We start from the raw sequence: 21,428 nt of genomic DNA, 5'->3' as shown, positions 1-21,428 counted from the left end.
GGCGAAGGCTCCGGATCACTGCGGGCTACGCCCGACAGCGCATAGTACTCAGAATTCAATATCCACAATTTGATCGGGGTTCCGTTTTGAATTTTCGTCTGCACGGGCAGAATGACCGCTTCACAGGCATTACCCTCTACCTTAACCGTGGTCAATTAGCGCATTCACCCTTACCGGCTTGATTTATCAGCATGATGAACCACACTTAAGGGTGTTAATGATTTTAATCACCGGAGGAAAACATGAGCAAGAAGATTGCGGTACTGATCACCGATGAATTTGAAGACTCAGAATTTACTTCTCCTGCCGACGCTTTCATCAAGGCTGGCCATCAGGTTATCACCATTGAGAAAAAAGCCGGCGTGACCGTTAAGGGCAAGCAAGGCAAAGCTGAAGTGAAGATCGATAAATCTATCGACGACGTGAAGCCAGGCGACTTCGATGCGCTGCTGTTACCGGGCGGCCATTCGCCGGACAGCCTGAGAGGCGATGACCGTTTCGTTGACTTCACCAAGCAGTTTGTGGCGCTGGGCAAACCGATATTTGCCATCTGCCATGGCCCACAGCTGCTTATCAGCGCCGATGCGGTCCGCGGCCGTAAAATCACCTCCGTGAAGGCCATTGCGATTGATTTGAAAAATGCCGGTGCCGATTTCTACGATAAAGAAGTAGTCGTCGATAACGACACGCTGGTCAGTAGCCGCACCCCTGAGGATTTACCCGCGTTTAACCGTGAATCCCTGCGTCTGCTCGAAACGGCCTGACAGGTCTAAGGCCGGGTATTACCCGGCCTGTTATCCTCTGATCCAACTCAGCTTTTTGCCAAATCCCAACGCATTGTCGGTCATCTTCAATTCATCCAGCGTTATCTGCCATAACGGTGCGGAGACTTTTGCCGCGACCGGGAAACGCTTGATGTAGGCTTTGCGGGCATGAAGCTCTTCTTCGCCTTGCAGCAAGGCGATCTTGCCAGAATATTGCACCCCTTTTATCAGCAACACTGACCTGGGCTGTCCATTGATGGTGCCGGCCACCAATGGATCCTGGGCGATTTGCGCACCGTGACGGGTTTCGGTTTCCGTCATCAACCAGAACGCCACCTTTTCGGCGTCATAGACGTAAAAGCAGTTGGCACACCACACGGGATTGCCGCTGCAAAGAGACAGCACATGTTGTTTTTTAAGATAGCGGCTAATCGCGCTAAGGTTTTCGCTTGCTGACATGAGGCCTCCCTGAAAAACGCTACTTTGCCACATTCGTCGTGGGTTTTGCTATGCTGCGGGCAGAGGAATCGTGATGACTGAAAGAATGAGCGAATGTGAGCGTGCGCCCTGGCGCCTGTATATCCTGCGCACCGCCAGCGGCATGCTGTATACCGGGATCACTAACGATGTGGCCAGACGCTTCTTACAGCATCAGGCGGGGAAAGGGGCGAAAGCATTACGCGGGAAAGGTCCGCTGGAGCTGCTGTTTCACTGTGAGGCCGGGGATCGTTCTTCTGCCTCTAGGCTGGAATATCAGGTGAAACAGTTGAAGCGGCTGGAGAAGATCAGGCTGGTAGAGCACCAGCCTGTCTCATTAAGCGCCTGGCTGGAGGGGCTTAAAAACGGTTAAAGGGCGCCGAATAGTCAATATGCCCTTCTGCACCGGTAAACGCATTATCAGCCAGCTTGTAGACCTGAAAAGCGGCCTCCGCGCCCAGCGTGCGGCAACGAAGCTGATGCCTGGCCGCCGGTTCAAAACCGTATCGTTCGTAGTAGGCCGGATCGCCGAGCACGACTACCGCGGCATAGCCAAACTCGTTCAGCGTATCCAGCCCTTCGTAAATCAGCTTTTTGCCCAGTTCCTGCCCGCGAAAATCGGCATCTACGGCCAGCGGCGCAAGGCCGACCCACTGATTATCTTCGCCATTCAAGGTTACCGGACTGAATGCCGCGTAGCCCAGTACCTGGCCTTCCTCATCTGTGGCGACCACGCCCAGGGTGAGTAAACCATCTTCACGCAGTTGCTGAACCAGTTCGGCTTCCGCGGAGGTTTCAAAGCAACGGCGCAACAAACTGTCTATGCTGGCCGCATCCATTCCTATTTCACTACGAATCAACATGGTGCACCCGCGCGATCCGCTGGGGAATTCGCGTCCTCAGTCAGTCCAGCCTCAACCAGATCAGCCAGTTGCATAAGACCAAAGCGCAACGGCGCCGGCATGAATTCAAGCTCAATCGCATCCATCAGATTTTTCACTTCAAGCCCCAGTTCTGTATCCCCTTCAATCACCAAACGGCGCTGGAAAAACAGCGTATCGGGATCCAACCTGCGAGCGGCTACCAGTAGCAAATCGTTGGCGTCGCCGCGAAACCAGACGTCCGCTTCAACCCGATCGGCTACCCGTAATTTTCCCTGTTCAACAGTCGTTGCCCAGCTCAGCCCGAGGTCACGGATCTCAATCCCTAACCAACGCCCCTGCAGAAAGTTTAACTCACCTTCAGCCAAAGCATGGTGAAATTGCCAGTTCAGGATCTGCTGCAGCATCTGCTTCTTGATCATGAACGGTGCAAACTGTAGCGGGATCCGCAACATTTGCGGGCCTTTTCGAACCAATTGAGCGCGAAATGGGTTCAACACCATCGTGACTCCTTTTGAGTAAATTTCGACTATTTTGCCATATCGACAAAACGCATCAGGCAGTTGGATCAACAAAGTGAGCGAACTTTGAGGAATTTGCCGGCAAATCTCTTCCCATCAATACGCCATTAGCTGCCTTAAATCAAAAATTGTCCGCTTCATGCTGACTAAACTCAACGCCTCTTCTGTTTATCCGGAATGTTTTGATATGGAATTGCTATGTCCTGCAGGTAACTTACCTGCCTTGAAGGCAGCGATAGAGAATGGTGCTGATGCCGTATATATCGGCTTGAAAGATGACACCAATGCGCGCCATTTTGCCGGGCTCAATTTTACCGATAAGCGTCTGCAGGAAGCGTCCCGCTACGTTCATCAGCATAGACGTAAACTGCATGTGGCGATCAATACTTTTGCCCATCCTGACGGCTACCAGCGCTGGGAACGGGCGGTGGATATGGCTGCAGAAGCCGGCGTCGATGCGCTGATCCTCGCTGATATCGCCATGCTGGAATACGCCGCCGAGCGCTATCCGCAGATTGAGCGCCACGTTTCGGTGCAGGCATCTGCCACTAACGCTGAGGCGATTAGGTTCTATCAACGCAACTTTGCGGTTTCACGGGTGGTTCTTCCGCGCGTGCTGTCCATTCATCAGGTTCGCCAGCTGGCGCGCGCGACAACCGTTCCGCTTGAAGTCTTTGCCTTTGGCAGCCTGTGCATCATGGCTGAAGGTCGCTGTTACCTTTCCTCCTATCTGACGGGCGAATCGCCAAATACCGTGGGTGCCTGCTCACCGGCGAAATATGTCCGTTGGCAGCAAACCTCCGCCGGGCTTGAGTCACGCTTAAATGAAGTGCTGATCGACCGTTACGACGCCGGTCAAAATGCCGGTTATCCGACGCTGTGTAAGGGCCGTTATAAGGTGGGCGATGTGCCGTATCACGCCATGGAGGAACCGACCAGCCTGAATACTCTCGAGCTGCTTCCCACCCTTTTGTCGGCAAATATCGCCTCAGTGAAAATTGAGGGACGCCAGAGAAGTCCGGCCTATGTGGCGCAAATCGCGCGTATCTGGCGACAAGCTATCGATCGCTGCAAGGCTGATCCGGAGAATTTCAGCGCACAACAAAGTTGGATGACCGCATTAAGTTCGCTTAGCGAAGGCACTCAAACCACACTCGGTGCCTATCACCGTGAATGGCAGTAAGGATCAGCATGAAATACGCACTAGGCCCGGTTCTCTGGTACTGGCCAACAGAGACGTTACAGGCTTTTTATCAGGCAGCCGCTGCCAGCTCGGCTGACATTATTTATCTGGGCGAAGCCGTTTGCAGCAAGCGTCGGGCAACCAGGCACGCCGACTGGCTGGGGATGGCCAAAGACCTGGCGGGCAGCGGAAAACAGGTGGTGCTCACTACGCTGGCATTGCTGCAATCACCCTCTGAACTGACCGAGCTGAAAAGGTACGTTGATAACGGCGAGTTCCTGATCGAAGCTAACGATATGGGCACGGTGAATATGGCCTCAGAGGCCGGTTTGCCTTTCGTCGCCGGACATGCGCTCAATTGTTATAACGCCGTGACCCTGCGACTGCTGCATAAAATGGGCATGATGCGCTGGTGCATGCCGGTTGAGCTTTCCCGTGAATGGCTGGTCAATTTACTCACCCAGTGTGAGGCGCTGGGGATCAGAAATCAGTTTGAGGTTGAGGTGCTGAGCTACGGCCATTTGCCGCTGGCTTATTCCGCCCGCTGCTTTACGGCCAGAGCGGAAAACCGCGGGAAAGATGATTGTCAGACCTGCTGTATTGACTATCCCCAGGGCAGAGCCTTGCGCTCGCAGGAAGATCAGCAGGTGTTTGTGCTTAACGGCATCCAGACCATGAGCGGCTACTGCTATAACCTCGGCAATGAACTGATTTCGATGCAGGGCCTGGTCGACATTGTGCGGCTGTCACCGGAAGGCAGCGATACCCTGCCGATGCTTGAAGCGTTCCGCAATAATGAAACCGGAAAACAGCCTCTGACCTTGATATCCCGCCAGCAGTGCAATGGCTACTGGTGGAAAGTGGCCGGGCTGGAATTGGTCAACTAACGCGGCGGGCGTAAAGCCCGCATCATCGTACTACCAATAAAGGCTGTTCAATATGGGTAACGATGGAGGATACTGGTCAGACTAGCCTGTCCTGAGCGCGAGCCATTGGGTTGGCGTTTTTTTAATCGCGGCTTTGCACTGCTGAAAAGTGCTGCAAACTGCCAATCCTTTTAAGAAGAAATCGTCCAGGATAGATATTTGTATTGGCTTACGCCCTTCGAATAAGTGAGCACCTATGTCTGATAAAAAAAATGTCCCACTTTCGGTTCTCGATCTGGCGCCGATCCCGCAAGGCGCCACCGCGCGCGATGCGTTTCATTCTTCACTGGCTCTCGCACAGCAAGCGGAAAAGTCAGGTTATAACCGTTACTGGCTGGCTGAACACCACAACATGACCGGCATTGCCAGTGCGGCGACGTCGGTGTTGATTGGCTATCTGGCCGCCAATACCACCACGCTGCGTCTGGGCTCTGGCGGCGTCATGTTGCCAAACCATTCACCGCTGGTGATTGCCGAACAGTTCGGAACCCTCGAATCGCTTTACCCTGGCCGTATCGATTTGGGACTGGGCCGCGCGCCGGGTTCGGATCAGCGCACAATGATGGCACTTCGCCGACATATGGGCGGCCATGTTGATAACTTCCCGTCTGATGTCGCCGAGATGATTGCCTGGTTTGATGCGGAGCCAGACGCGCAACCCGCCGTCCAGCCGGTGCCAGGGCTGGGGCTGAAAATTCCGGTCTGGCTGCTCGGTTCCAGCTTATACAGCGCGCAACTTTCCGCCCAGCTAGGCATCCCATTTGCCTTTGCGTCGCATTTTGCGCCGGACATGTTGTTCCAGGCCCTGCATATTTATCGTGAAAACTTTAAGCCGTCCGCGCGTCTTGAGAAGCCGCATGCGATGGTGTGCGTGAATGTGGTTGCTGCGGATAGCGAACGGGATGCCCGCTATATGTTCACCTCGATGCAGCAGCAGTTCATCAATCTCCGCCGGGGTAAGCCAGGCCCACTGCCTGCTCCGGTTGAGAATATGGATAACCTGTGGTCACCTTCAGAGCAGTACGGTGTGCAACAGGCGCTGAGTATGTCGATTGTCGGCGATCTGGATAAAGTCCGTCAGGGACTGGCTTCACTGATCCGTGAAACGCAGGCTGACGAAATCATGGTGAATGGTCAGATACACAATCAGCAGGCGCGTTTGCGCTCGTTTGAACTGGCTATGGAAGCGCATAACACGCTGTAATCCGCACGCTGCAGGGCAGGATTTCGCTGCCCTTATCGCTGATGCAGCGTCCGCGAATTGCAGGCAAAAAAAAACCAGCCCGAAGGCTGGTTTTTTTATTGGTCAGTCAGTGATTATGCATCACGACGACGAGTAGGTGCGTTGCCACCTTCGGTACGAGGACCGCGGTTGCCACCGTCACGGCTGAAACCGCCGCCACGACGCTCTCCACCAGCAGCTGGACCGTTACGGTCATTGCTGAAGCGACGACCACCTTCAGGACGATCGCTACGACCGCCTTCACGGTTGCCAGCGCCGAAGCCGCCACGGGCTGGAGCTGGACCACGACGCTCACCGCCACCAGTACGCTCTTTGCTGTGTGGCACTGCATCGCCAATCAGCTGCATATTCATTGGTTTGTTCAGAATACGCGTACGAGTGAAGTGCTGCAGGATGTCACCCGGCATGCCTTTCGGCAGCTCGATAGTTGAGTGAGTACCAAACAGTTTGATGTTACCGATGTAACGGCTGCTGATGTCGCCTTCGTTAGCGATAGCACCAACGATGTGACGAACTTCAACGCCGTCATCGCGGCCAACTTCAATGCGGTAAACTTCCATATCGCCAACGTCACGACGTTCGCGACGGGCTGGACGCTCGCCACCTTCACTTTTTTCACGAGGACCACGCTCTGGACGGTCACCACGACGATCGTCACGCTCTTTGAACTCACGACGAGGACGCTGAGGTGCATCGGCAGGAACGATCAGAGGACGTTCACCCTGAGCCATTTTCAGCAGAGCAGCAGCCAGCGTTTCGATATCCAGCTCATCTTCTGCAGGCTGCATTTTGCTCAGCAGTGCGCGGTACTGTTCCAGATCGCTGCTTTCCAGCTGCTGCTGAACTTTAGCGGCGAACTTAGCCAGACGACGCTCACCCAGCAGTTCTGCGTTAGGCAGTTCAACTTCTGGAATGGTCAGCTTCATGGTGCGTTCAATGTTACGCAGCAGACGACGCTCACGGTTCTCAACGAACAGCAGCGCACGGCCAGCACGACCCGCACGACCGGTACGGCCGATACGGTGAACGTAAGATTCTGCATCCATAGGGATGTCGAAGTTTACCACCAGGCTGATACGCTCAACGTCCAGGCCACGGGCCGCAACGTCGGTCGCAATCAGGATGTCCAGACGACCATCTTTCAGGCGTTCCAGAGTCTGCTCACGCAGGGCCTGGTTCATGTCACCGTTCAGGGCAGCACTGTTGTAACCGCTACGCTCCAGCGCTTCAGCAACTTCCAGCGTCGCGTTTTTAGTACGCACGAAGATGATAGCAGCATCAAAATCTTCAGCTTCCAGGAAGCGAGTCAGTGCATCAGTCTTACGACCGAAAGCCGTCCAGTAGCTCTGAGAAATATCAGGGCGAGTGGTCATGCTTGACTGGATGCGCACTTCCTGCGGATCTTTCATAAAGCGTTTAGTAATACGACGAATCGCTTCTGGCATGGTTGCAGAGAACAGAGCAGTCTGATGATTGTCTGGGATCTGAGCCATGATAGTTTCAACGTCTTCGATGAAGCCCATACGCAGCATTTCATCGGCTTCGTCCAGCACCAGGCCGCGCAGGTTAGACAGATCTAACGTGCCCCGCTTCAGGTGATCCAGCAGGCGACCAGGCGTACCCACAACAACTTGTGGACCCTGGCGCAAAGCGCGCAGCTGAACGTCATAACGCTGGCCGCCGTAAAGGGCAACCACGTTCAGACCTTTCATGTGTTTGGAGAAGTCGGTAATCGCTTCACCCACCTGAACCGCCAACTCACGCGTTGGTGCCAGCACCAGGATCTGAGGTGCTTTCAGGGAGCTATCAATGTTGTTTAGCAGTGGCAGCGAGAACGCTGCAGTTTTTCCGCTACCGGTCTGTGCCATACCCAGAACATCACGGCCTGCCAACAGGTGAGGAATACACTCAGCCTGGATTGGAGAAGGCTTCACGTAGCCCATACCGTTCAGAGATTCAAGGAGTTCGGCGTTCAGGCCAAGGTCAGCAAAAGTGGTTTCAATATCAGTCATGTAGTACACGTGCCTCTTAGATTGCGGCGGCCAGTCTACATAACTCGTCGTGAAAACATTCAGTCATTTTCATCAAAAAGTGTGAACCGGCTCAAATTAGTGGTTTCGACGAACAAGAAAGCCCTCATCCGCTAAGATGATGACATTTCGAAAAAAGGGCGATAGTAGTTCGTCAGCTATTGCTGGTCAGATTCTGATAAATCGTCTTGTGTCTGGCCGAGTAGGGCCAGCTCCAACAATGCATATCGGTGCTCAACGAAGTTGTGAACGTTGTTTGCGACCGTCAGCTTGAACAACGCTTCTGCGTCGTCCTTCTCCCCCAGACTTAGGTAATGTTTACCTAAATAGAAGTTGGTTTCACTGAGATGTTCAGCGAGCGAGGTGTTATCCGTTGCGTCTGCCTTGAGACTGTCCATCAGTGTACTTTCACTGATATTTCCCAGGTAGAACTCGACAATTTTCCATCCCCATTGGTCTCTGACCGCTTTGTCGTAACGCTGTTGAAGCGCTACTTTAGCCTTGTCTGCGTCCATCTCTCTTTCATCGAGATAGAGCCACAAGCTGCGGAAAGGATCGTTAGGATCGTCTTGATAAAACGCCAGCAGATCATCTTGCGCTAATTTATACCTTCCGCCGTAGTATAAGGCGATACCGCGGTTTAAATGCGCATAATTGTAAGTTGGATCAAGCTCAAGTACAGAATCGAACGCTTCATAGGCAGCATCAAAATTTCCTGCCTGCGTTAAGTATATGCCTAAGTAATTGAATACTTCAGGCATATCAGGTCTGACAGATAACGCTAATGAAAAATCATTTCGCGCCAGTGCTCTCAAACCTAAACTATCATACAACACTCCGCGCTCATATAACAGCTGTGCGCGTTCATCATCGCTAAGGGATCGACTGGCAAGAATTTGTTCCATACGTGCCAGAATCACTTCCTGTTGCAGCGTAGGCTGCAGCGGAACAGCCAGAACCTCGTTCTTACGCCAATCCGAGTTGCTGCATCCTGCCAGCGTTAAAGCTGTCGCAACGAAACACCAGCGTAAAAAAGGCTTCATTTCCCACTCCCAAAGACAAACAATGGGATGAATATCCTTTCATCCGCCTGCCGTGCACAAGGTGTCGTCCTGTCCTCGCGATGATACCGCTCTCCCTGTTCGCAGGGAGAGCTTAAGGGTCTGACTTTATTCTGCTTCAGGAGCTTCAGGAGCTGCTGGAGTCACGGCTGCTTCAGGCTCTGCAGCCTGCTCAGTCGCTTCTTTGATGCTCAGACGTACGCGGCCCTGGCGATCAACTTCCAGAACTTTCACCGGCACTTCCTGGCCCATCTGCAGATAGTCGGTCACTTTCTCTACACGCTTATCAGCGATCTGAGAGATGTGAACCAGACCTTCTTTGCCACCACCGATAGCAACGAAGGCACCGAAGTCAACGATGCGGGTAACCTTACCGTTGTAGATACGGCCCACTTCGATTTCTGCAGTGATCTCTTCGATACGACGGATAGCATATTTCGCTTTCTCACCGTCGGTCGCTGCGATTTTCACCGTGCCATCATCTTCGATTTCGATGGTGGTGCCGGTTTCTTCGGTCAGCGCACGAATCACAGAACCGCCTTTACCGATCACGTCTTTGATCTTGTCCGGGCTGATTTTAATCGTGTGAATACGTGGTGCGAACTGAGAGATGTCGCCACGCGGCGTGCTGATAGCCTGTTCCATCACGCCCAGAATGTGCAGACGCGCACCCTTAGCCTGGTTCAGAGCCACCTGCATGATTTCGCGGGTGATACCTTCAATTTTGATGTCCATCTGCAGCGCGGTGATACCTTCACGGCTACCGGCTACTTTGAAGTCCATGTCGCCCAGATGATCTTCGTCACCCAGGATGTCAGACAGAACCACAAAGTTCTCGCCTTCTTTTACCAGACCCATCGCAATACCGGCTACGGCTGCTTTGATTGGTACGCCTGCGTCCATCAGTGCCAGTGAAGCACCACAGACGGAAGCCATTGAAGAAGAGCCGTTTGATTCAGTGATTTCTGACACCACACGCACGGTGTATGGGAACGCGTCAGCTTTAGGCATTACTGCCAGTACGCCACGCTTAGCCAGACGACCGTGACCAATCTCACGACGCTTAGGCGACCCAACCATGCCAGTTTCACCTACGCAGTACGGAGGGAAGTTGTAGTGGAACAGGAAGCTGTCGGTCTTCTCACCCATCAGCTCATCCAGGTTCTGCGCATCACGGGCGGTGCCCAGCGTTGCGGTAACCAGTGCCTGAGTTTCACCACGGGTGAACAGCGCGGAACCGTGAGTACGTGGCAGAACGCCAGTGCGCACATCCAGACCACGGATCATGTCTTTTTCGCGACCATCGATACGCGGAGCGCCGCTCAGGATACGACTACGAACCACGTTTTTCTCAAGCGCATGCAGGAGATCGCCGATTTCGTTGTCATCAAGGCTAGCGTCTTCCGCCAGCAGTGCTGCGGTAGTTTCAGACTTGATCACGCCAACCTGAGCATAACGCTCTTGTTTTTCAGTGATCTGGTAAGCTTCGCTCAGGCGAGATTCAGCCAGCGCAGCAATACGGGTCTGTAATGATTCGTTGACAGCTTCTGGCTTCCAGTCCCAACGCGGTTTACCTGCTTCGGCAACCAGCGCGTTGATTTGGTCGATCACAACCTGCTGCTGCTCGTGGCCGAACACCACTGCGCCCAGCATCTGATCTTCGCTCAGCAGTTCAGCTTCAGACTCAACCATCAGAACCGCGCCCTGAGTACCCGCTACAACCAGATCCAGCTTACTTTCTTTCAGCTCATCGGTCGTTGGGTTCAGCACGTACTGATCGTTAAGGTAGCCCACGCGAGCGGCACCAATTGGACCATTGAAAGGCAGACCTGACAGGCTCAGTGCGGCAGAGGCACCGATTAATGCCACGATATCCGGGTGAACCTGTGGGTTTACGGAGACCACGGTGGCAATAATCTGGACTTCGTTGATGAACCCTTCCGGGAACAGCGGACGAACCGGACGGTCAATCAGACGAGAGATGAGGGTTTCACCTTCGCTTGGACGGCCTTCGCGACGGAAGAAGCTACCCGGAATACGACCAGCAGCGTAAGTACGCTCCTGATAGTTAACGGTCAGCGGGAAGAAGTCCTGGCCTGGCTTAGTGGTCTTTTTGCCTACAACGGTAACGAACACAGCGGTGTCGTCCATGCTTACCATTACGGCTGCCGTTGCCTGGCGAGCCATCATACCGGTCTCAATGGTGACGGTATGCTGACCATACTGGAATTTTTTTACGATCGGGTTCAGCAAAATTATGTCCTTAACGTACTGGCAAGGCACTGACCCTGCCGTTAATTTTAAATCCTCATCTGCATCCTCGCGACTAATGACAACCCTAATCCCTTATGGGACAAAGCCTCTCATTAGCCGCGCGAACCTCTGCAACTGAAGATCACACCCAGCAACAATACAATAGTTTGGCTTGAAATGCTGCCGCTCGCCTAAAAAAAGGGGCCATAAAGGCCCCTTTTTAGCGAAACTCGCACGAATCTGCCAACCCATCATTTCGGTACATCAGAATGCACCGAAACGACCTGGCAAACTCTAAGACTAGCGACGCAGACCCAGACGCTCGATCAGGCTGGTGTAACGTGCAACGTCTTTACGCTTCAGGTAATCCAGCAGCTTACGACGCTGAGAAACCATACGCAGCAGACCGCGACGGCTGTGGTGGTCTTTTTTGTGCTCAGAGAAGTGACCCTGCAGATGGTTAATCTGTGCAGTCAACAAAGCAACCTGAACTTCGGTAGAACCACTGTCATTCGCATCACGACCGTAATCAGCTACGATCTGCGCTTTAGATTCAACACTTAGAGACATGATACAACTCCAAATTATAAGATAAATGTACAGGCGCCGATCTCTAATTCAGCAACCCAATGGTAAAGCCGCGCCATTCTACTCTTAGCCAGAAGCTTACGCAAATGACTAGTCGGAATATTCTACAACCAGACGGCGTGGCGCCACGCGACCGTCATCGGCAATTTCTGCCATGCCAATAAACTTCTGCTCTTCACCTTCCGTCACGCGAACCAGGCCGGAAGAAGGCGCATTAACCGCCTGCACCGGCATGCCCTGGCGGAAGTAAGCTGACACGGCCAGCGGCAGATTAACCGCCGGATACGCGGCTGCCGGGCTGTCCATCGGCATCAGCAACGCATCAAGCAATTCTGCCGGCGTGCGTTCCGTACGGTAAGCTTCTTCACTCAGTTCAGCCAACTGTTCCAGCGTCACCATACTGGCGATCGGATAGGTCGCAACCTGCAAACGACGCAAATAGATAACGTGCGCGCCGCAACCCAGCATCTCACCGAGATCGTCGGTAATGGTGCGGATATAGGTGCCTTTGGAACAGTGGATTTCCAGCTCCAGCTCATCGCCTTCCCAGCGAATAAACTGTAACTCGTAAACCGTAATGCTGCGGGCTTCACGCGGGACTTCAATGCCTTCGCGGGCATATTCGTACAGCTTACGCCCCTGGTACTTCAGCGCGGAATACATCGACGGCACCTGCTGGGTTTCCCCACGGAATCTGTCCAATGCCTGCGCCAGTTGTTCTTCAGTAACGGTCACCGGACGCTCGCTGATAATCGCGCCATCAGCATCAGACGTATCCGTGCGCTGACCCAGACGGGCAATCACGCGGTAACGTTTATCTGAGTCCAGTAGATACTGAGAAAATTTGGTGGCTTCGCCAAGGCAGATCGGCAGCATGCCGGTCGCCAGAGGATCTAACGCGCCGGTGTGGCCAGCACGGTTTGCTGTGAACAACCGCTTCACTTTCTGCAGGGCATCATTACTCGACAGCCCCTGCGGTTTGTCCAGCAGCAGAACACCGTGGACGTCACGTCCGCGACGACGAGGACGGCTCATCAGTCTTCCTTCTTGTCTTCTTCTTCCTGTTCTTCCTGTTCTTCCTGCGGTCCACGACGTTCAACATCGTTTCTGACCACATTGGTCACCAGGTTAGACATGCGCATCCCTTCGACCAACGAGTTGTCGTAGAAGAAGGTCAGTTCAGGGACGATGCGCAGACGCATCGCTTTGCCCAGTAGTGAACGGATGTAGCCAGAAGCATCACCCAGTGCACGCAGACCGCCTTTGATAGCGTCTTCGTCTTTGTCGTTCAGGAAGGTCACAAATACTTTGGCATAGGCCAGATCGCGAGACAAATCGACGCCTGATACGGTAACCATCATGCCCAGACGGGGATCTTTAATCTCACGCTGCAGAATAACAGCAATCTCTTTCTGCAATTCCTGAGAGACACGCTGTGGGCGACCAAATTCTTTCGCCATAATAATACTCTCCAAATAATTCGGGAGGCACAACGGCCTCCCAAATAAGTCACTGTTTTCAGGCGACCATTAATCGATAGTACGTTGGATCTCGATAATCTCGAAGACTTCGATCATATCGCCAACACGCACATCGTTGTAGTTCTTCACGCCGATACCACATTCCATGCCGTTACGGACTTCGTTGACGTCATCTTTGAAGCGGCGCAGGGATTCCAGCTCGCCTTCGTAGATAACCACGTTGTCACGCAGTACGCGGATTGGGTTGTGACGTTTGATGTTACCTTCAGTCACCATACAGCCAGCAACAGCGCCGAACTTAGGTGATTTGAACACGTCACGCACTTCAGCCAGACCGGTAATCTGATGCTTGTACTCAGGCGCCAGCATACCGCTCATCGCCTGCTTAACTTCGTCGATCAGATTATAGATCACGGAGTAGTAACGCAGATCCAGACTTTCGGTATCCACTACGCGGCGAGCAGAAGCATCGGCACGCACGTTGAAGCCCAGCAGGATAGCGTTAGAAGCCGCGGCCAGCGTGGCGTCAGTTTCGGTGATACCACCTACGCCTGAACCCACGATTTTCACTTTCACTTCATCAGTGGACAGCTTCAGCAGCGAGTCGGAGATAGCTTCGACAGAACCCTGAACGTCAGCTTTCAGCACGATGTTCAGTTCGGAAACTTCACCTTCGGTCATGTTCGCAAACATGTTCTCCAGTTTAGATTTCTGCTGACGAGCCAGCTTAACTTCACGGAATTTGCCCTGACGATACAGTGCAACTTCACGGGCTTTCTTCTCGTCACGAACAACCGTTGCTTCATCACCGGCGGCAGGAACACCTGACAGGCCCAGGATCTCAACAGGAATCGAAGGACCTGCTTCAGTCACTTCGCGACCTAATTCGTCACGCATCGCACGCACACGGCCATACTCGAAGCCGCACAGAACGATATCGCCTTTGTTCAGCGTACCTTCACGTACCAGCACGGTAGCAACCGGACCACGACCTTTATCCAGGAAGGATTCGATAACCACACCGCTTGCCATACCCTGACGAACCGCGCTCAGTTCCAGCACTTCTGCTTGCAGAAGAATGGCGTTGAGCAAGTCATCAATACCGGTACCGGCTTTCGCAGACACGTTCACGAACATGTTCTCGCCGCCCCACTCTTCCGGAATAATTCCGTACTGGGTCAGTTCGTTTTTAACACGATCCGGATCGGCATCTGGCTTATCAACTTTGTTCACCGCAACAACAACCGGCACTTTCGCCGCTTTTGCGTGTTGGATAGCTTCGATAGTCTGTGGCATCACGCCATCATCTGCCGCAACGACCAGGATAACGATGTCAGTTGCCTGAGCACCACGAGCACGCATTGCGGTAAACGCGGCGTGTCCCGGGGTATCCAGGAAGGTGATCATACCGGTGTCAGTTTCAACGTGGTATGCACCGATGTGCTGAGTAATGCCGCCCGCTTCGCCAGAGGCGATTTTAGTGGAGCGAATATAATCCAGCAGAGAGGTTTTACCGTGGTCAACGTGGCCCATGATGGTCACGACCGGTGCACGGGATTCCTGCAGCGCATGAGTATCACGATCGCTCATTACCGCTTCTTCCAGCTCATTCTCACGGCGCAGCGTCACTTTGTGACCCATTTCTTCCGCTACCAGCTGGGCAGTTTCCTGATCGATAACCTGGTTAATGGTGGCCATGGCGCCCATTTTCATCATCGCTTTGATGACCTGGGAACCTTTCACCGCCATCTTGTTAGCCAGTTCGGCTACGCTGATGGTTTCGCCGATGATCACGTCACGGTTAACAGCCTGCACTGGCTTGTTGAAGCCCTGTTGCAGGGTGCTTGGCTTGCGCTTGCCGCCTTTACCGCCGCGAACCTGCGCACGCGCTTCTTCACGGTCAGTTTTCGCTTCAGAATGCTTGTTGCCTTTCTTGGAGCGTGGCGCTTTAGCCGGGCGGACTGCACGGGTACGACGGTCGCCTTCAACCTTCGCATCGTTTTCGTCTTCAGCCGCACGGGCGTGGGTAGAAGTGGTTACGTGGTAATCAGAAGTATCTTCAACTTCTTTAACCTCAGTCCACTCGGTGCCTTTCTCTTCTGCCATTTTACGAGCCTCTTCCGCTACGCGCTTCGCTTCTTCTTCAATCTTGCGATGCGCTTCTTCTTCGGCTTTACGCTTCAGTTCTGCAGCTTCTGCTTCGCGACGGGCTTTGTCAGACTGCGTTGCCCGGATTACTTCATCAGTAGGTTGATTGCTCACTTTATCTTTTTCCGCTGCTTCACGTTTGGCTTTATCAGCTGCCTCACGTTTAGCCTGCTCCTCGGCTTCACGCTTCGCTTTGTCTTGGGCTTCACGCTTGGCTTTTTCTTCAGCCTCACGACGAGCCAGTTCTTCCGCTTCACGCTGTGCCTGCTCTTCTGCTTCAGCCTGTTCAGCTTCTGCAGGATCGCCTTTTACATAGGTGCGCTTTTTGCGGACTTCAATTTGTACTGACTTGCTTTTGCCCCCGGTAACGGGAACATTCAAGGTGCTGCGCGTCTTGCGCTGCAGAGTCAGTTTACCTGAACCGCCGTTATGATCGCGATTCAAATGGGTCAGGAGCGTTTCTTTTTCCTGCTGCGTCACAGAATCAGTTTCAGACTTGCGGATCCCTGCATCAGCAAACTGCTGTACCAGGCGTTCTACCGGTGTCTGAATCTCTGCGGCCAGCGATTTTACAGTTACATCTGTCATGCTGTTCCTTCCTGCTACAGTTTATTACGCGTCGTCGCCGAACCAGCAGATATTGCGTGCAGCCATAATCAGCTCACCAGCCTGTTCATCGTTCAGGCCTTCAATATCTGTCAGGTCGTCAACACCCTGTTCGGCAAGATCTTCCAGCGTACAGACGCCAATCGCTGCCAGCTTGAATGCCAGCTCACGATCAAGACCTTCCAGATTCAGCAAATCTTCTGCCGGCTGGTTGTCGCCCAGGCTCTCTTCTTTCGCCAGCGCCAGGGTTGTTAACGCATTTTTCGCACGATCGCGCAGCGCTTCTACTGTCTCTTCATCCAGACCGTCAATTTCCAACAGCTCGTTGATCGGAACATATGCCAGTTCTTCAAGAGAAGAGAAACCTTCTTCAACCAGAACGGTAGCAAAGTCTTCATCAATATCGAGATGCCTGGTAAAGACGTCGATGGCAGCATGGGCTTCAGCCTGGTGCTTCGCCTGCAGATCGTCGACCGTCATTACGTTTAGCTCCCAGCCACTCAGCTGTGCGGCTAAACGTACGTTTTGACCATTACGGCCAATCGCCTGAGCCAGGTTACCGGCTTCAACAGCGATATCCATGGTGTGATTATCTTCATCTACCACGATAGAGGCAACATCCGCAGGGGCCATGGCATTGATCACGAACTGCGCAGGATTGTCATCCCACAGTACGATATCAATACGCTCGCCACCCAGCTCACTGGATACTGCCTGAACTCGCGCACCACGCATACCGACGCATGCACCAACTGGGTCGATACGTTTGTCGTTGGTTTTCACCGCAATCTTGGCACGTGAGCCCGGATCGCGCGCGGCGGCTTTAATCTCAATCACTTCTTCGCCAATTTCTGGCACTTCAATGCGGAACAGTTCGATCAGCATTTCCGGCTTGGAACGGCTGACAAACAGCTGAGCACCGCGCGCTTCTGGACGCACTGCGTACAGAACACCACGAATACGGTCGCCCGGACGGAAGTTTTCACGTGGCAGCATGTCTTCACGAATGATGACGGCTTCTGCGTTGCTGCCCAGATCCAGAGAGATGTTGTCGCGGTTAACTTTCTTAACCACGCCGGTGATGATCTCACCTTCCTGCTGACGGAACTGATCGACAACCATCGCACGTTCAGCTTCGCGCACTTTCTGCACGATAACCTGTTTCGCGGTTTGGGTGGTGATACGGTCGAAGGTCACAGATTCGATCTGGTCTTCTACGTATTCGCCCAGATTAAGCGCTTCGTCTTCGTAGCGAGCTGCATCCAGCGTGATTTCACGCGTTGGCATAGTCACTTCGTCAACGATAACCCAACGGCGGAAGGTGTCGAAATCGCCGCTTTTGCGGTCAATGCTGACACGGACTTCAATTTCCTGCTCGTATTTTTTCTTGGTCGCCGTGGCCAGTGCGCTCTCCAGCGCTTCGAAAATCTTTTCGCGCGGGAGTGATTTCTCGTTCGACACAGCCTCAACTACAGCTAAGATTTCTTTGTTCATCCTGGTATGCCTCAATCCGGACTTTTAAAAGTGGGGAACCAGGTTCGCTTTCTGAATGTTGCTCAGCGCGAACACTTCGTCGTTACCCTCAACAGCAACAGTGATCATTTCACCTTCTACAGATTTAATGATTCCCTGCCATTTGCGGCGGTTTTGAACGGCCATACGCAGCACCAGGCTCACTTCTTCGCCAATAAATTGTGCGTAATGCGCAGCGGTAAAGAGTGGGCGCTCAAGGCCTGGTGAGGAGACTTCAAGGTTATAAGCGACAGTAATCGGGTCTTCGACATCGAATACGGCACTTACCTGGTGGCTAACATCAGCACAATCGTCAACATTGATGCCATTTTCACTATCAATATAGATGCGCAACGTCGATGTACGACCGCGTACAAACTCGATACCGACCAGTTCGTAGCCCAGCGCCTCTACAGGTGCTGTGATCAGCTCAGTTAATTTTTGCTCTAATGTGGACAAGGCCACCCCCAAGACATAAAAAAAGGGCTTAATAGCCCAGTATGCTGTTTCCTGATAACAAAAAACCCCGATAAATCGGGGCTTTATGCGACTGGACCCTGTACGCCAAAAATCTGGCGGTTCGGCACAATCCAAAAGAATTTTTTTCAAAATCTGCTGAGATGCGCCGTTCGATGCATACAGTATATTTGAAAAAGAACTCTAAGGGAAAGTGGTTGCGGGGGCCGGATTTGAACCGACGACCTTCGGGTTATGAGCCCGACGAGCTACCAGGCTGCTCCACCCCGCGTCCGAAATAACGTGGCAAATACTACGCCGATCTTGCGTAAAACGCAAGCAATACTGAAGTTTGGTACCGAGGACGGGACTTGAACCCGTAAGCCCATGCGGGCACTACCACCTCAAGGTAGCGTGTCTACCAATTCCACCACCACGGCACTAAAGTGACGACTTTTTTATTTCTGTCGTGTCGAAATCACTGCATTTACTGCTTACTGTGGAATATCGCTACCCGGGGTTGCCGGTTTAGCTGGCTGGCTCTGCTGCGACTGTGCAGGCTGAGTCAGATTTTCCCACTCGCTTCCTTTCTGAGTCTTATTGGAGTTGAGGTTACCCAGAATCAAGCTAATGATGAAGAACAGTGTTGCCAATACCGCGGTCATACGGGTCATAAAGTTACCTGAACCGTTAGAACCAAACAGCGTTGCCGAACCGCCTGCACCAAATGACGCGCCCATATCAGCGCCTTTACCTTGCTGAAGCATGATCAAACCTACAAGGCCGATTGCAACAATAAGGAAAACAACTAAGAGAGCTTCGTACATAATTAACCTGTTTCCTTGCGCGGTAGCCGCACATCAAAAAGCTTCAAACCAGTTAGAGAGATAGCGTTGTCACTACCCATCAGAAGCGGGTGTGAATACTAACCAAAGCCGCCTGACTGCGCAAGGGCAATTTAGCACCAGGCATCTGATTGCGGAAAAAAACGGCAAATGAGCAATGAGTTGCTGGTAAATCACTCATCTACCGTCCTTTTCTGGCTTATCAGACCGCCTTCACCGCATCGGCAATCCGGTGTGCCAGCGCCGTCACTTGCGCTTCATCTTCGCCTTCAACCATCACGCGGATTAGCGGTTCAGTCCCTGATTTACGCAACAACACCCGTCCACGACCCTGCAGCTCTTTTTCGACTTCTGCAGTGACCGTTTTGACCGTTGCATCTTCCAGCGGATCGGTTGTTCCACTGAAGCGCACGTTAACGAGGATCTGTGGCAGCAACTTCATGCCGCTGCACAGATCGTGCAGAGTCATGTGGTTACGCACCATCGCAGTGAGTACCTGCAAACCTGCCACGATACCGTCACCGGTAGTTGTCTTGTCCAACAGGATCACGTGGCCGGAGTTTTCAGCGCCCAGACGCCAGCCTTTTTCCTGCAGTTTTTCCAGCACGTAGCGGTCGCCCACTTTTGCACGCGCAAACGGAATACCCAGTTGCTTAAGCGCCAGTTCAAGCCCCATGTTGCTCATCAGCGTACCGACGACACCACCGCGCAGTTGTCCCTGACGTAAGCCTTCACGGGCAATGATATACAGGATCTGATCGCCATCCACTTTATGGCCCAGATGGTCCACCATCATGATGCGATCGCCATCGCCATCATAGGCCAGCCCCACGTCCGCTTTCTCCGACAACACGCGTTCTTGCAGCTTGCGGACATCGGTGGCGCCACACTCTTTGTTGATGTTCATGCCATCAGGATTAACACCAATTGTGATCACCGTCGCGCCGAGTTCACGCAGGACGTTTGGCGCGATGTGGTAGGTGGCACCGTTGGCGCAGTCCACCACAATCTTCATGCCATTCAGGCTCAGTTCACTTGGGAAGGTACCTTTGCAAAACTCGATGTAGCGGCCGGCTGCATCAACAATGCGGCTGGCACGTCCCAGCTCTGCAGATTCTACGCAGGTGATAGGTTTCTCCATCTCCGCTTCGATCGCCTCTTCCACGTCATCTGGCAGCTTGGTGCCTTCGATGGAAAAGAACTTGATACCGTTATCATCAAACGGATTGTGCGAAGCCGAAATCACAATCCCCGCTTCGGCACGGAAGGTTCTGGTCAGATAGGCAATGGCTGGGGTTGGCATTGGTCCGGTAAAGGCTGCCGATAATCCTGCCGCCGCCAGGCCTGCCTCAAGGGCCGACTCCAGCATGTAGCCAGAAATGCGCGTATCTTTACCGATGATAATTTTCTTTGAGCCATTGCGTGCCAGCACCTTACCCGCTGCCCAGCCAAGCTTCAGCACGAAGTCAGGTGTAATAGGAGACTCACCCACTTTGCCGCGGATGCCATCGGTACCAAAATACTTACGGTTGCTCATAGCGTTACTCTTCCTTCGCTGACAGTGTTGCTTCGACGACGCGCATCGCTTCGACGGTTTCTTTAACATCATGAACGCGCAGGATGTGCGCGCCTTGCATCGCGGCGATTACCGCGCAGGCCAGACTGCCTGTCAGCCGCTGCGACGGGCCAACATTCAGCAGTTGCCCAATCATACTTTTACGGGACATGCCGACCAGCAGTGGCAGGCCGAACCGGTGAAAATCAGCCAGATGGGCCAGCAACTGATAATTGTGGGACAGATTCTTACCGAAACCGAATCCCGGGTCGAGGATCAACTGCTCTTTTTTGATCCCGGCGGCTTCGCATCTGGCGATGTGCTGCACAAAAAAGGCGTCCACATCCTGCAGCAGCTGTTTGTACTTCGGCGATTGTTGCATGGTGCCCGGATCGCCCTGCATATGCATCAGACAAATCGGCAGGCCCGTTGCCGCCGCCGCTTCCAAAGCACCCGGCTCCTGCAGTGAACGGATATCATTGATGATGTGCGCACCGGCATTTGCGGATTCCCGGATCACCTCTGGTTTTGATGTATCGACCGAAATCCACACTTCAAAACGTTGAGAAATAGCCTCAACCACCGGAATAACCCGTTCCAGCTCCTGCTCAACACTGACTTCCGATGCGCCAGGACGCGTGGATTCGCCGCCGATATCAATAATGGTGGCACCGGCATTGATCATTTCGTTGGCATGGGTCAGCGCCTGAACCAAATCGTTATACTTGCCGCCATCAGAGAAAGAATCCGGGGTCACATTCAGGATCCCCATCACATGAGGATGGGAAAGATCGAGGATGGTGTCTCTGGCGTAAAGCTTCATAACGGTAAGTCTCCAAACGGGTTCAGCAGGTCAGTTGGACCGGGTAATGAAATTGTAGATATAAAAAACCCCGGA

At 53.1% G+C, this 21,428-nt stretch carries 21 protein-coding genes and 2 tRNA genes; 5 read left to right on the top strand and 18 right to left on the bottom strand.

All coding sequences use genetic code 11. From position 1 onward, the window contains the following. The first annotated feature begins 242 nt into the window (after window positions 1–242). Window positions 243–764, top strand: a complete 522-nt coding sequence (locus tag ACXKZG_RS02835; protein ID WP_488875648.1) for a type 1 glutamine amidotransferase domain-containing protein — start codon at window positions 243–245, stop codon at window positions 762–764. 30 nt (window positions 765–794) lie between these two features. Here the strand turns inward: ACXKZG_RS02835 and ACXKZG_RS02830 are convergent, their stop codons facing one another. After that, the gene (locus tag ACXKZG_RS02830) at window positions 795–1,223 is read right to left on the bottom strand and encodes a YhbP family protein (RefSeq protein WP_013204004.1); all 429 of its coding nucleotides are present in this window, start codon (window positions 1,221–1,223) and stop codon (window positions 795–797) included. A 73-nt stretch (window positions 1,224–1,296) separates the two neighbouring features. Between ACXKZG_RS02830 and ACXKZG_RS02825 the strand changes: the two genes are divergently transcribed. Next, on the top strand, window positions 1,297–1,614 hold the full coding sequence (locus ACXKZG_RS02825; protein WP_277425701.1) for a GIY-YIG nuclease family protein: 318 nt from the start codon (window positions 1,297–1,299) through the stop codon (window positions 1,612–1,614). On the opposite strand, the gene ACXKZG_RS02820 is transcribed toward ACXKZG_RS02825, so the two are convergent. Both ACXKZG_RS02820 and ubiT read right to left on the bottom strand, forming a co-directional pair. Next, window positions 1,601–2,104: a GNAT family N-acetyltransferase gene (locus tag ACXKZG_RS02820; RefSeq protein ID WP_013204005.1), complete on the bottom strand. Its 504-nt coding sequence runs from the start codon at window positions 2,102–2,104 to the stop codon at window positions 1,601–1,603. The genes ACXKZG_RS02825 and ACXKZG_RS02820 overlap by 14 nt on opposite strands. Then, complete coding sequence (gene ubiT, locus ACXKZG_RS02815; RefSeq protein ID WP_013204006.1) at window positions 2,098–2,625, bottom strand: ubiquinone anaerobic biosynthesis accessory factor UbiT; 528 nt, start codon at window positions 2,623–2,625, stop codon at window positions 2,098–2,100. Before ubiT ends, ACXKZG_RS02820 begins: the two co-directional genes overlap by 7 nt. 205 nt (window positions 2,626–2,830) lie before the next feature. Here ubiT and ubiU point away from each other — a divergent pair, with 205 nt between their 5' ends. The 3 genes from ubiU to ACXKZG_RS02800 all read left to right on the top strand — a co-directional run bounded on the left by ubiU (window position 2,831) and on the right by ACXKZG_RS02800 (window position 5,956). Then, window positions 2,831–3,826 carry a ubiquinone anaerobic biosynthesis protein UbiU gene (gene ubiU, locus ACXKZG_RS02810; RefSeq protein WP_488876217.1) on the top strand — a complete coding sequence of 332 codons (996 nt, stop codon included), beginning with the start codon at window positions 2,831–2,833 and terminating at the stop codon, window positions 3,824–3,826. Window positions 3,827–3,834: 8 nt separating this feature from the next. Further along, window positions 3,835–4,713, top strand: coding sequence for a U32 family peptidase (locus ACXKZG_RS02805; protein WP_346567231.1), 879 nt, complete (start codon window positions 3,835–3,837; stop codon window positions 4,711–4,713). A 235-nt stretch (window positions 4,714–4,948) separates the two neighbouring features. Further along, window positions 4,949–5,956 carry a luciferase-like monooxygenase gene (locus ACXKZG_RS02800; RefSeq protein ID WP_013204009.1) on the top strand — a complete coding sequence of 336 codons (1,008 nt, stop codon included), beginning with the start codon at window positions 4,949–4,951 and terminating at the stop codon, window positions 5,954–5,956. A 113-nt stretch (window positions 5,957–6,069) separates the two neighbouring features. On the opposite strand, the gene ACXKZG_RS02795 is transcribed toward ACXKZG_RS02800, so the two are convergent. The 15 genes from ACXKZG_RS02795 to folP form a co-directional block, all read right to left on the bottom strand. Continuing rightward, window positions 6,070–8,007 (bottom strand): DEAD/DEAH family ATP-dependent RNA helicase, encoded by a 1,938-nt coding sequence (locus ACXKZG_RS02795; protein ID WP_013204010.1) that lies wholly within the window; start codon window positions 8,005–8,007, stop codon window positions 6,070–6,072. A gap of 16 nt (window positions 8,008–8,023) precedes the next feature. Continuing rightward, window positions 8,024–8,074, bottom strand: a complete 51-nt coding sequence (gene yrbN, locus ACXKZG_RS02790) for a protein YrbN (protein ID WP_482436870.1) — start codon at window positions 8,072–8,074, stop codon at window positions 8,024–8,026. Window positions 8,075–8,183: 109 nt separating this feature from the next. After that, complete coding sequence (gene nlpI / locus ACXKZG_RS02785) at window positions 8,184–9,068, bottom strand: lipoprotein NlpI (protein ID WP_013204011.1); 885 nt, start codon at window positions 9,066–9,068, stop codon at window positions 8,184–8,186. A 126-nt stretch (window positions 9,069–9,194) separates the two neighbouring features. After that, complete coding sequence (gene pnp / locus ACXKZG_RS02780) at window positions 9,195–11,339, bottom strand: polyribonucleotide nucleotidyltransferase (RefSeq protein WP_013204012.1); 2,145 nt, start codon at window positions 11,337–11,339, stop codon at window positions 9,195–9,197. A 300-nt stretch (window positions 11,340–11,639) separates the two neighbouring features. Continuing rightward, complete coding sequence (gene rpsO / locus ACXKZG_RS02775; RefSeq protein ID WP_013204013.1) at window positions 11,640–11,909, bottom strand: 30S ribosomal protein S15; 270 nt, start codon at window positions 11,907–11,909, stop codon at window positions 11,640–11,642. A 108-nt stretch (window positions 11,910–12,017) separates the two neighbouring features. Next, window positions 12,018–12,962, bottom strand: a complete 945-nt coding sequence (gene truB / locus ACXKZG_RS02770; protein ID WP_488875647.1) for a tRNA pseudouridine(55) synthase TruB — start codon at window positions 12,960–12,962, stop codon at window positions 12,018–12,020. Beyond that, complete coding sequence (gene rbfA, locus ACXKZG_RS02765; protein WP_151036470.1) at window positions 12,962–13,387, bottom strand: 30S ribosome-binding factor RbfA; 426 nt, start codon at window positions 13,385–13,387, stop codon at window positions 12,962–12,964. Before rbfA ends, truB begins: the two co-directional genes overlap by 1 nt. A 69-nt stretch (window positions 13,388–13,456) precedes the next feature. After that, complete coding sequence (gene infB, locus ACXKZG_RS02760; protein ID WP_013204016.1) at window positions 13,457–16,144, bottom strand: translation initiation factor IF-2; 2,688 nt, start codon at window positions 16,142–16,144, stop codon at window positions 13,457–13,459. 24 nt (window positions 16,145–16,168) lie between these two features. Next, a complete protein-coding gene (gene nusA / locus ACXKZG_RS02755) occupies window positions 16,169–17,656 on the bottom strand; it encodes a transcription termination factor NusA (RefSeq protein ID WP_488875646.1) in 1,488 nt (495 codons plus the stop codon). A gap of 24 nt (window positions 17,657–17,680) precedes the next feature. Then, window positions 17,681–18,133, bottom strand: coding sequence for a ribosome maturation factor RimP (rimP, locus tag ACXKZG_RS02750; RefSeq protein ID WP_041692438.1), 453 nt, complete (start codon window positions 18,131–18,133; stop codon window positions 17,681–17,683). A 212-nt stretch (window positions 18,134–18,345) separates the two neighbouring features. Then, window positions 18,346–18,422 (bottom strand) — tRNA-Met (locus ACXKZG_RS02745). A gap of 61 nt (window positions 18,423–18,483) precedes the next feature. Further along, a tRNA-Leu gene (locus ACXKZG_RS02740) sits at window positions 18,484–18,570 on the bottom strand. Window positions 18,571–18,624: 54 nt separating this feature from the next. Beyond that, window positions 18,625–18,957 (bottom strand): preprotein translocase subunit SecG, encoded by a 333-nt coding sequence (gene secG, locus ACXKZG_RS02735; RefSeq protein WP_013204019.1) that lies wholly within the window; start codon window positions 18,955–18,957, stop codon window positions 18,625–18,627. A 220-nt stretch (window positions 18,958–19,177) separates the two neighbouring features. Next, entirely contained in the window at window positions 19,178–20,512 is a 1,335-nt protein-coding gene (gene glmM / locus ACXKZG_RS02730) for a phosphoglucosamine mutase (protein ID WP_013204021.1), read from the bottom strand. A 4-nt stretch (window positions 20,513–20,516) separates the two neighbouring features. Further along, entirely contained in the window at window positions 20,517–21,353 is an 837-nt protein-coding gene (gene folP, locus ACXKZG_RS02725; RefSeq protein ID WP_488875645.1) for a dihydropteroate synthase, read from the bottom strand. Window positions 21,354–21,428 lie beyond the last annotated feature (75 nt).

The sequence above is a fragment of the Erwinia sp. 2186 genome (assembly GCF_057812255.1).
The sequence above is the reverse complement of the archived record's forward strand: the minus strand, read 5'-3'. Positions and strand labels throughout refer to the sequence as shown.